Here is a 13,100-nt window from a genome sequence, read left to right on the forward strand (position 1 = left end):
TCATTTTAATTTCAGTTCAAAACACACATCATGATTTATTCACTTAAAGGAATTGTGCAACAATTACATCCAACCTCCGTCGTGATAGACGTACAGGGAGTTGGATATTTGGTTGGCATCAGTTTACAAACTTCTGAAAAATTGACTTTGGGAAAGGAGACTTTTCTAAATATCCAGCAGATTATTCGGGAAGATGCCAATCTGTTGTTTGGCTTTAACACAATTTTAGAAAAAGAATTGTTTAATTTGTTAATTAGCGTTAATGGAGTTGGACCTGTTTCTGCTTTGATTATGCTTTCTTCCTTAAGTTTAAATGAGATTGCTACCGCCATACTTTCTAATAACAGTGGGCTGTTGCAGAAGGTGAAAGGAATTGGAGTGAAAACCGCGGAAAGAATCATTGTTGATTTACGGGATAAAGTGCAGAAATTCAATGTTTCTGATGAAAATATTTCTACTTACACGAATAATAAAGTTAAAGAAGAATCGTTATCTGCTTTAGAGGTTTTGGGAATTCCGAAGAAAACGAGCGAGAAGATCGCAGACCGTATTCTGAAGCAAAATCCCAATCTTACAGTGGAAGATTTGATAAAGCAAATCTTAAAAAACATTTAACATTTGGACAAGAATATATTTTTTCAGCGTAGATTTTTGATTTTTATATTCACGTGTTTTTCTTTTTTAGCACTATTTGCGCAGGAGAAACCCAGTGACAGTTCGTCGGTACGTCAGGAGTTTCCTTTACCGAATCCTTTACGATATGATGCCTTCTACGATGTAGCAAGTGGCATGTATATTCTCTATCCTAAGATCGGGAACATGGTAGTCGGAAATCCGGTTTCCATGACTTCTGAAGAATACCATAAGTATACACTTAAAAATCAATTAAGTAATTATTACAAAGAGAAATCAACAACAAGTGCTTTAGGATATCGTAAAGATCAAACTGATGCCATTAAAAAAGGATTGTTGCCGTCTTTAAATATTAAGAATAAACTGTTCGAATCAATATTTGGTGGCAATAAAATTGAAATTATACCACAAGGATTTGCCTCCTTTGATATCGGTGCGCTTTACCAGAAAATTGATAATCCATTAATATTACCACAAAACAGGACGAGTTTTGCAATTGATATTCAACAAAGAATACAGCTCGGCTTATTAGGAAAAGTTGGTGAGAATCTACAACTTAAAGCAAACTACGATACTCAAAGTGGTTTTGCTTTTGAAAATCGCATGAATTTAGTTTGGCAGGCAAAAGGAACCTGGAAAGATTTGCAGTCCAAAGGTCTAAATGACAGAACGACAAGTGGCGAAGACAAAATTATAAAAAGAGTAGAATTTGGAAATGTAAATATGCCGCTTTCTACAAGCTTGATCCGCGGTTCTGAATCTCTGTTTGGATTAAAAACTGAATTCCAACTTGGTAAAACATATGGAACTTTAGTGTTTTCACAACAGCAGGGTGAAGCCAGAAACATCGTCGCTCAGGGCGGTGGAGTAATGAACACCTTCAAATTAAATGCAATTGATTATGAAGATAATCAACACTATTATTTAGGTCGTTATTTTCTTAACAGTTATGATAATGCGTTACTGAATTATCCTCAAATAAATTCCAGAATCAATATTACGAGAATTGAAGTCTGGGTTTTAGATCAAGGTTCAGGTAATCTGCAAGACCAAAAAGGGATTTTGGGAATTCGTGATTTAGGGGAAGGTACTACAGGCTATCCGGATAATGGTCAAAACAATTTATATCAGAGTATTGTCAATTTAGGACCGTCCATTCGCGATGCCAATACCGCCTATAATGCAATAAACCGTCAAACTTTTCCGAATGCCAATGGCACACCCGAAACATATATTGATGGGGAACAGTTTATTTTCAACAGGAAAGCAAGGAAGCTGAATCAAAATGAATTTACCTTTCATCCACAGTTGGGTTATATGTCACTTAACCAAAGGTTAAATGATAACCAACTTCTTGCAGTTTCCTACAGTTTTACGTTGAATGGAGATAACAAAGTGTATAAAGTGGGGGAGTTTTCAGAAGAAAGCCCAGTACTTATTACCAAAGTTTTAAAACCCAACAGTTCGGTGAAAACTACTTCTCCCATGTGGGATTTGATGATGAAGAATGTTTATTCTTTAAACAGCAATCAAGTGAACCCCGACGGATTTTTATTGAATGTTTTTTATCGTGATCCCCAAAACGGTGGAAAAGTTAATTATCTACCGACTACCGTTAATAATCCAACCTCACAGGTTAATGCTAATCTTTTGAAATTGTTCAACTGGGACCGTCTTAACATGAACAATGATTTACAACAGGGCGGCGGAGAAAACGGCGATGGAATTTTTGATTTTGTTCCTGGTGTAACAATCGATCTTGAAAATGGAAAAGTAATTTTTACGAAAGCGAAACCTTTTGGAGCATTTCTTCAAAATGTTATAGGAACCAACGACCCTAAATTTGTCTTTAATGACTTGTATGACCAGCAAAAGCAAGTTGCTTCCCAAAGCAATCTGGCACTTCGTTACACAATGGAGGGCCGGTACAAAGGATCTCAAGGTTCAGGAATTTCTTTAGGTGCGATCAATGTTCCGCAGGGATCTGTAAAAGTTACGGCGAATGGAGTACAGTTACAGGAAGGGATAGACTATACTGTAGATTATATGTTGGGAACGGTGAATATCATCAACGAAACGGTGAAGCAATCTGGCCAGGCAATTAATATCGCTTTAGAAAGTCAGCTGGTTTTCAATACCCAACGGAAGAGATTCTTAGGTTTAAATTTAGAAAGAAGGTTTAATGAGCATTTGACCGTTGGTGCAACAGTCGTAAATTATGCCGAAACACCTTTAACACAAAAGGTAAATTTTGGACAGGAAGCGGTGAATAATACCATGGCCGGATTCAATTTATTATATAATAATGAGTTGCCATTCCTAACAAGACTGACGGATAAAATTCCTTTTGTAAATACAGAAGCACCATCCAATTTAAGTTTCTTGGCAGAAGGGGCTTATTTGATTCCCGGTCAAAACAAGGGAATTGGTGACCAGTCTTACATTGATGATTTCGAACAAAGTACTTCAAAAATATCCCTAAAAGAACCTGGAATGTGGAGTTTGGCTTCGAAACCGGAAAAAAATCCAGAACCTTTCTTCTTAAATGGGAACCTAAATAACGATCTGGATCATGGAAATGGGAGAGGATTATTAACATGGTACAATATTGACCCTCGATTTTACGGAATTGGTGGTAAAGCACCTTCTGGAATTAATGCAGAAGCAGTTTCTAATCACGCATCCAGAAGAGTACAGACTTCAGAATTATACAACAGCAGAGATTATGTAGCAGGTGAGCAACTGTACACCAATACTTTTGATATCAGTTATTTCCCCATAGAAAGGGGACCTTATAACCTCAATCTTAATGCAGAAACCACGCAACAAAGATGGGCTGGGTTAATGAGACCTATTTCAGTTTCCAACTTTACCAATTCCAATATTGAATACGTTGAATTTTGGATGATGGATCCTTATGCCGACGGAAGTCCTTTGGGAGCAAATCCAAAATTACTTTTGCAATTAGGAAATGTTTCGGAAGATGTGCTGAAGGATGGAAAATTGATGTACGAAAACGGAATGCCTACACCAAATGTACCAGCAAATACTACCAATACGAATTGGGGAGTACAGCCTAATCAATTTCCTGTACTTTATGCTTTTTCTACAGAAGGCGAAGATCGTGCTGCCCAGGATTTAGGATATGATGGTTTAGATGCGATCGGTGAAGCTGCAAAATTCGGGACTAACTTTGTGAATCCTGTTACCAATCTTGGGGATCCTGCGTCTGATGATTTCGTGTTTTATTTATCCGATAAGTTCCAAGGTTCGCAAGCAAGCTCGTTGATGGAGCGTTACAAATATTTCCGTGGTCCAGAGGGAAATTCTCAGAGCAATACTTTAGAAGTTGCCACACAGACGCCGGATGCAGAAGATGTAAACCGGGACTATAATCTTGATCAAAATGAAAATTATAACCAGTATACCGTAAGTTTAGATAAAAACAATATGGTTCTGGGACAGAATTTTATTGTTGATGTTAAAGAAGTAGAAGCTAAATTTCAAAACGGTCAAACGGGGAAAAATAAATGGTTCCTGTTTCGAGTTCCAGTTGCACAATTTGATACGGGTGCTGGCGAAGCAGATCCTTCAGTTTTAAATAATGTGCGTTACGCAAGAATGCTTTTAACAGGGTTTGATCAAGCTTCCACGATTCGCTTCGGAACATTGGACCTGGTGAGAAGTGATTGGAGAAAATACACTAAAGATATTGCTACAGCGATAAATGATAATGAAGGAATTAATTTTGTAACCGATCAAAATCTGGATGTAGGAAGTGTGAATTTAGAAGAGAATGGTCTCAACCAACCTCCTTATGTTCTTCCTCCAGGGATCGACAGACAGGTTCTTAGTGGTAACGCTGGAACACAAAGACAAAATGAAGCGTCGCTTTATTTAAAAGCATCGCCGCTGGAACGTAATTCATCAAGAGGAGTTTTCAAAAATGTCGCTTTAGATATGCGTCGTTATAAAAAGTTAGAACTTTTCGTTCATGCAGAAGATTTAAGAGATGTTAATTCTAGCAGCTATGATCCTGAGGCGAAATTCTTTATCCGTTTCGGAAGTGATGCCACAGATAACTATTATGAATACGAAGCTTCCTTAAAGTACACGTCTAAAAATGCAAGATCACCACTGGAGATTTGGCCTCTAGAAAATAATGTAGATTTACAGATTCAAAATTTCATCGATGCTAAATTAAGAAGAGACCAGAATTTTCCTACTCAAATTGATTTACGGAAAGAGGATGTAGAATACGGCGCAATAGATCCTGATAAGAAAATCTATATCAAAGGTAGACCTAGTTTAGGAAATGTAACAACGATCATGTTGGGTGTAAGGAATAAAAATCTTGCGACCAATAAAGAGGTTATTGTTTGGGTAAATGAAATCCGTCTTTCTGAAATTGAAAACAAGGGAGGTTATGCGGGAAATGCCAGTCTGAATTTCAATCTAGGGGATTTTGCTTTGGTGAATGCCAATGCATCTTACTCTTCAATCGGATTTGGTGGAATTGCCGAAAAACCATCAGAGAGATCACAGACGCTGCAGTCTGCATATAGCATTAACACCACTGTTAATGTAGATAAATTTTTACCTGAAAAAATAGGGCTTAAAATTCCGGTAAATTATTCTTATACCCAGACCATCGAGGATCCAAAATACAATCCACTGGATAATGATGTTACGTTCGACGAAGCGCCAAATAGAGAAGAACTAAAAAAAGTCGCTAGAACTTACACACAACAAAGAAGTATTGGTGTAGTCAATATGCGAAAAGAGAGAATGAATCCGAACAAGAAACCAAAATTCTATGATGTAGAAAATGTTTCTGTTACCGCGATTTATAATGATGATTACTTCCGCGATGTCTATACCAAAAAGAATTACCGACAATATCTTCGGGGTTATGTTGATTACAACTATTCTTTTAAACCTTTCGTCATTCGACCTTTTAATAAAATGGTGAGCGACACTGCAAAATCTTATAAATATTTAAGATGGTTAAAAGAAGTGAACTTTAACCCAGTTCCAACCCGACTTTCTTTCAGAACTGAAATTGACCGTAATTATAATGAGTTAGAATTTAGAAATATAGATGCCATTCTTGGTGGTAATGCAGGTCAGGATTTTGAAGTGATCAGAAACAGAAACTTCTATTTCGGTTGGCAATATGGATTAGGGTTCAATTTTACCAAATCATTAAAGTTGGAAATTAATTCTGCTATGCGGACTTTAAATGATAATTTGAGTGTCTATGATATGAACAATAAATCGATTTTTACGGACCCTTTCCGAGCAGGAAGACCGGTTTTATACAATCATCGTGTTCAGTTAAACTATAGATTGCCGTTTGAATATTTACCGTATTTAGATTTTATCAATGCAGAATTGGGGTACGGATTTACCTATAACTGGAATGCCAGAAGTACCGTGATGACCAATTTCGTAAATCCAGAAACGAATCGTGCAGAAAGTTTAGGTAGCATTGGTCAAAATTCCAATAATATCATTGCCACTTCGACAGTTGACGTCCCAAAATTCTTTGGAAAATTCAAATATTTCCAAACTATCAATACCAAAATGCAGAAGCGTAAACAAGAAATTGATTCCTTGAATAATGTTTACAATATGGCGTGGCAGAAGAAAGATAAGAAGAATACATTCAAGAGTTATAAATTTAAAAACAAACTGAGTCCAATGCAAAGTATAGCTTATGCATTAACCTCAATTAAACAGTTGGATTTCTCTTATAACGAAACTAATGGTATTGTTTTACCAGGTTTGCTTTCTGCGCCAAACTGGTACGGATACGGACAGACTTTAGGTGGACCAACATATGGTTTCTTATTAGGTTCGCAGGCAGATATCAGAAGAACGGTAATTGAAAACGGTTGGATTTCTAATTCCAATTATATGAATGACCCTTATTCTCAAATGAAGAATCAGAACTTCCTGGCAAATGTTCAGATCATGCCTGTGAATGACTTTAGAATTGATTTTAATTTCCTGAAAAACTATAGCAGTAATTTCACGCAGGGTGGTTATAATGTAGATGCGGATTCTAATCCTGCGAATGGATTCCAATTCTCTTTCGGTACAGATTTAATTACTTATTCAAGAACAGCCTGGACCTTTGGAACTTCATTTACAGATGGTAGTACTATCTATGATAACATGATTGCCAATGCGAAAACGATTTCTCAGCAAATGAGCGGAACAATTAATGCAGATGGGTATTCCGATGGGCATTCATTAGCCAATGCCTATGTTTTGGTTCCTGCTTTTCAGGCAGCTATAGAAGGTAAATCTCCTAATGGTGCGATGAGAGATGCTAAAAAATCAGGTTTTCCACTACCAAATTGGAGAGTGACGTATTCCGGGTTGAAAAACATTCCATTTATTAATAGTCAGTTTTCAAAATTTGATATTTTACACGGTTATACATCAACCTATACCGCGTCGGGAATTCAGTCCAGTATTGATTATTATAATGCACAGAATCCTGGAATTTCAGATAGAGATGCCTTTGGAGATATTTATAATCCTTATACGTTCTCACAAGTTGGATATGTTGAAGCTTTTGCGCCATTAATTGGAGCAGATGTTACCATGAGAAATAACATGCAGTTTCGTGCTCAGTACAACAGGGACCGATTGTTTATGCTTGGTTTGGTGAATCATACCTTGACTGAAGATACAGGGAAAGAATATATTTTAGGCTTTGGTTATATTTTAAAAGATTTAAAAATGAAGTTGAACTTTAAAGGAAAAGAACGAACGATAAAAAGCGATCTTAATTTACGTGGAGATTTTTCTTTGAGAGACAGTCAGACCAGAATTACCAATATTTTACAGAACGATTCGCAGATAACTGGTGGCCAACGGATGATGAGTGTTAAATTTTCAGCAGATTATAACATGTCACAAAATTTTAATATTAGATTTTTCTATGATCAGCTTTTAACAAGATATAAGATCTCTACCGCGTTCCCTCTTTCAACCATTCGGGGAGGATTAACCGCAACCTTCACATTTGGAGGAACAGGAGGTTTCTAAAAAACGTAAACTAAAATTAAAACTCAGGATTTAGATTCTGAGTTTTTCTTTTTAATTATAGATTTTTTCTGGGTATGCGAAAGGGTTTGCTATTTAAAGTGGCTTTGCAATCGTAATCTTTCAGGATATTTATATTTCTGCATATTGAACAATTTCTCATTTAAGATTTTACAACCTTCTGAAAAGCAAAATTAAATCCTTAATTTTGTTTTTATATTATCAAACTTATGAATGATCATTTAGATAACGATGACGACGTATTCACCGGAAAAGAACATACTCCTTTGCGCCCTGATGCTTTTGAAAAAACACCGGAAGAAAAAATCGAAATTATTCAAAAACATTTCCATGAGATTATGGAGACTTTGGGTATGGATATGACCGATGATTCTTTGAAGGATTCTCCGAAACGGGTCGCCAAAATGTACGTGAATGAAATTTTTGGAGGGCTTCTTCCAGAAAATAATCCGCGTATTTCTACCTTTTCAAACAAGTACAAATACCGCCAAATGTTGGTGGAGAAAGATATTACTGTTTACTCATTCTGTGAACATCATTTCCTGCCAATTATCGGTAGAGCACATGTAGCATATATTTCTAATGGGGAAGTTATCGGACTTTCCAAGATCAACAGAGTCGTAGATTATTATGCAAAACGTCCGCAAGTTCAGGAACGATTGACCATGCAGATTGTAGATGCCTTGAAGGCTGCACTGGGGACCAATGACGTTGCCTGTATCATCGAAGCGAAGCATTTGTGTGTGAATTGTCGTGGTATAAAAGATACTGCAAGTTCCACAACTACTGCAGAATTGAGTGGCCTTTTCCGAACTAATCCGATTACAAGACAAGAATTTCTACACTACGTGGGAAGTCGGGCCAAATTGGATTAATTTTTTTTAACTACTACCAGCAATTTAACCGGGGAGAAATTCTTTACTAATTTTGCTGAGTAAAATGCCTTTCCCAACAATAAAGCGACATCGAAAGATTCTACTTGAAAAACGTACTCTTGGCGTCGTTGTGTGAAAGATTGGATTATCAAAAACCAATTATAAATGATTTTAAAAGAAATGACTTTAAAAATATACAATTCCCTGTCTGGTGAAAAAGAAATTTTCACGCCTATTCACGAAAATAACGTTGGAATGTACGTTTGTGGACCTACCGTTTACAGCAATGTACATTTAGGGAATGTGCGAACCTTCATGTCTTTTGATTTTATCTATCGCTCATTGGTTCATTTAGGATACAAAGTTCGATATGTAAGAAATATTACTGATGCTGGACATTTGACAGACGATGGTGATGTAAATAATGACCGTTTTGTAAAGCAATCCCGTTTGGAAAAATTGGAGCCAATGGAAATCGTGCAGAAATATACCGTTGATTTTCACAAAGTTTTAGAAGTATTTAACTTGCTTCCGCCAACTATTGAGCCTACTGCTACTGGGCATATCTTAGAGCAGATTGAACTGACTCAGAAATTAATTGATAAAGGTTTTGCTTACCAAAGTAATGGTTCGGTCTATTTTGATGTTTTGGAATACAACAAACGTGGCTTAAATTACGGTGAACTTTCCCGCAGAAATATTGAAGAACTTTTTGCCAACACCAGAGATTTAGATGGACAATCTGAGAAGAAAAATCCACAAGATTTTGCACTCTGGAAAGCAGCGTCACCTGCACATATTATGCGTTGGAATTCTCCTTGGGGTGAAGGTTTTCCAGGCTGGCATCTAGAATGTACCGCAATGTCCACAAAATATCTAGGTGAGAAATTTGATATTCACGGTGGTGGGATGGATTTGAAATTCCCACACCACGAATGTGAAGTAGCACAAGGAAAAGCATGCAATGATGTTTCACCCGTAAATTATTGGATGCATGCAAATATGTTGACCATGAATGGACAGCGAATGAGTAAATCCACCGGGAATTATATTTTACCGATGGAGCTTGTTTCCGGCAAAAATGATTTTTTTGAAAAACCTTTTCATCCGACCATTGTGCGTTTTAATTTTATGCAGGCACATTACCGTAGTGTTTTAGATATTTCTAATGAAGCAATGGTTGCCAGTGAAAAAGGATTTCAGCGTTTAATGGAAGCCATGAAAATACTTTCAAATACTAACTTTCCAACCGCTGAGGTTTCAAGTTTTGATGTAAAAGCGTGGAAAGAAAAATGCTACGCTGCTTTAACAGACGATTTCAATTCGCCAATTTTAATTGCTCATCTTTTTGAAGCGGTAAATTTCATCTTTAAATTAAAGGATGGAAAAGAAACTATAACTGAGCTCGATTTGCAGGAATTAAAAACATTAATGAACGATTTCGTTTTTGATGTTTTAGGATTACAAAATATTGAAGAGAACAATAACGAGAAATTAGACCAGACTTTACAGGTTTTAATTGACTTAAGAAACCAAGCCCGTAAATCCAAAAACTTTGAACTCTCTGACCAAATTCGTGACCGTTTGCTTGCTGAAGGAATTGAGTTGAAAGATGGAAGAGAAGGGACAAGTTATTCTATTTCCTGAATGGAGTAGAAAGGTGACTTCTAAGTTTACATTTAATATCCTCCTACAGAAATATAGGAGGATATTTTTTTGAGTTTTTCTCCTCTACTGTCTTAACTCGTTAGGATCAAGTTGCTTTTACAGTTTCCTACAAAAATTCTGTAACTTGCATTGATAAGATTTTTTTTATGAAACTCTATCTCAATATTAATTACAGAACGAATTTCGGTGAGAATTTACAAGTCGTAGTTTTTGAGGAAGGAACTAATGAAAAAACATATCCTTTACGATATTGCGAGAATGGAAATTGGACTGCTGAGGTCGATTACTTTTCTAGAAATATAGTGTATAGATTCCAGGTGATCAATGATGAGGGATTTGTTTTCGATGCAGAATTTTCTTTGCACCATTTAAAATTTCCACATAATTATGAAGAATTTGTTATTTATGATTTCTGGAATTCCAAGAATTTTCCAGAGAACTATTTAAATAATAAAATATTAAAAAACAGACTTCGTCATTTTAAAGCCGAAAAAGTTTCGGTCTTGAAAAAGCACACGCATATTTTTCGGTTAGAAGCACCAATTGATCATCTGAATTGGAAGGTGGTGATCTTAGGTAATTGTGAAGCATTGGGAAACTGGGAATATCTGAAGACGGTACCGATGTCTCAAACAGATTTTGGGATTTGGGAAGTAGCGTTAGAACTGCCGCATAATCAAATAATCCAATACAAATATGGGTTAAAGAATCTAGACTCAGGTGAAGTTTTTGATTTGGAATATGGCGCAAATCGATGGACTTTGCCAAATGACGAAAGGAATACGCTGTTCATCAAAGCAGATCATTATTTTCGATTTAAGCCTTATCAAATGTATCATGCAGCTGGAGTAGCCGTTCCTGTTTTTTCTTTAAGAACAAAAAATGGTTTTGGCGTAGGTGAATTTTTAGATTTAAAAAAGCTCGCTGATTGGGCCAAGAAAACAAATCTTTCTATTTTACAGATCTTACCTGTTAATGATACTACGGCGAATTACACTTGGTCAGATTCTTACCCATACGCTGCAATTTCGGTCTATGCGCTACATCCCCAGTATTTATCAATTGAGAATCTGGAGCATCAAATGACCGAAGAATTAATGTCAGAATTTGTAGCAGAGAGAAAAAATTTAAATTCTCTACATCATGTCGATTATGAACGAGTGGTTTCCGGCAAATGGTATTATGTCAGATCCATTTTTAAAATAAAGAAAGACGTTATTTTAAAAGACCGGCATTTTAAACAATTCATAAAACAAAATGAAGATTGGTTGATTCCTTACGCGGCTTTTTGTGTTTTACGGGACCAATACAAAACCCCTAATTTTAACGAATGGAAAACGCATAAGAAATATATCAGTGGAAAAATAAACTCTTTTTTTGATCCACAACATAAATATTTTGATATCGTCATGCTGCATTGTTGGGTGCAGTATCAATTACACGTACAGTTAAAAGAAGCAATTAATTATACGCATAGTCTAGGAATTTCTGTAAAAGGAGACTTGCCGATAGGAATTTTTAGATATTCGGTAGAAGCGTGGACCGCGCCAGAGCTTTTTGAGATGGATTTTCAAGCTGGAGCACCTCCAGATCAGTTTAGTGATTTGGGACAGAACTGGGAATTTCCCACTTATAATTGGGAGGCTATGAAAAAAGATGGTTACAGTTGGTGGAAGAATCGTTTCAAAGCTTTAGAGCAATACTTCGATGCAATGCGGATTGATCATATATTGGGGTTTTTTCGGATCTGGAGAATGCCTATGAGTGCAACACAAGGAATTTTAGGCTATTTCTATCCAGCGATTCCCGTAACAATGGATGAATTCTTTGCGAGAGATATTCCCTTTAATTATGAAAGATATTGTAAACCTTTCATCAATGATCAAATTCTTGCTATCTATTTCGGAGAACAAAAGGATAGAATCATCGACCATTTCCTGAATGCACATACGGACGGTTCTTATTCTTTTAGGCAACTATTTGATTCTCAGCGAAAACTTACCGATTATTTTAAAACCAATGCTTTTGGAGAAGCTGAAGGTCAGTTGGTTTCTTTAGCTGCAAATGTGCTTTTCTTAGAGGAACATTTAAAAAATAATGAGACTGTTTATCATCCAAGGTTTAATATTGAAAAAACTGCTTCTTACCAATATTTGAGCGATGACGAGAAAGGAAAACTGTCAGAATTATATGTCGATTATTTCTTTAAGAGACAAGATGGGTTGTGGTATCAGAAAGGCATGGAAAAACTCCCGGTGATCTTGAATGCTACTGATATGTTAATTTGTGGTGAAGATCTAGGACTGGTGCCCGAATGCGTTCCAAAAGTAATGAATCGATTAGGAATTACAGGTTTGAAAGTACAGAGGATGCCTGCAGGTAATATACCATGGTACAATCCCAAAAAAGTAGGATATATGAATGTAATCACGGCTAGCTCTCACGACAGTTCTACGTTGAGGCAATGGTGGCATGAAAATCGGGTTTTCACTCAGCAGTACTTTCACCAGCAATTAGGTCAATATGGTACTGCTCCATGGGATTTAGAACCAGAAATAGCAGAAATGATCATGAAGCAACATCTTTATAATGATGCAATGCTGGCGATTTTCCCTATTCAGGAATTTTTTGCCACGGACAAAGATCTTGTAAATCCAGATACGAATGAAGAAAGGATCAATGATCCCTCCAGTTTTCCGCATCATTGGCGATATCGAATGCATCTTAATTTAGAACACTTAATTAATCAAGAAGAATTTAACCAAAAGATAGCATCGTGGATTTCTGATTCCAATAGAAATTAAATTTAATTTTTATTAAATCAAAAGTTGTTTATCAAAGGAT

5 protein-coding genes are annotated in these 13,100 nt (G+C 36.3%); all 5 read left to right on the top strand.

Annotation, left to right across the window (positions count from 1 at the left end):
• Positions 1-30: 30 nt before the first annotated feature.
• Positions 31-615 carry a Holliday junction branch migration protein RuvA gene (gene ruvA, locus FNJ88_RS09265; RefSeq protein ID WP_143852855.1) on the top strand — a complete coding sequence of 195 codons (585 nt, stop codon included), beginning with the start codon at positions 31-33 and terminating at the stop codon, positions 613-615.
• 36 nt (positions 616-651) lie between these two features.
• On the top strand, positions 652-7,695 hold the full coding sequence (gene sprA / locus FNJ88_RS09270; protein ID WP_228414508.1) for a cell surface protein SprA: 7,044 nt from the start codon (positions 652-654) through the stop codon (positions 7,693-7,695).
• A gap of 227 nt (positions 7,696-7,922) precedes the next feature.
• Positions 7,923-8,588, top strand: coding sequence for a GTP cyclohydrolase I FolE (gene folE / locus FNJ88_RS09275; protein WP_143852857.1), 666 nt, complete (start codon positions 7,923-7,925; stop codon positions 8,586-8,588).
• 180 nt (positions 8,589-8,768) lie between these two features.
• Positions 8,769-10,235, top strand: coding sequence for a cysteine--tRNA ligase (gene cysS, locus FNJ88_RS09280; protein WP_143853905.1), 1,467 nt, complete (start codon positions 8,769-8,771; stop codon positions 10,233-10,235).
• A gap of 167 nt (positions 10,236-10,402) precedes the next feature.
• Entirely contained in the window at positions 10,403-13,060 is a 2,658-nt protein-coding gene (locus FNJ88_RS09285) for a 4-alpha-glucanotransferase (RefSeq protein WP_143852858.1), read from the top strand.
• Positions 13,061-13,100 lie beyond the last annotated feature (40 nt).

Origin of the sequence: Chryseobacterium sp. SNU WT5 (assembly GCF_007362475.1) — a bacterium.
Lineage (GTDB): Bacteria > Bacteroidota > Bacteroidia > Flavobacteriales > Weeksellaceae > Kaistella.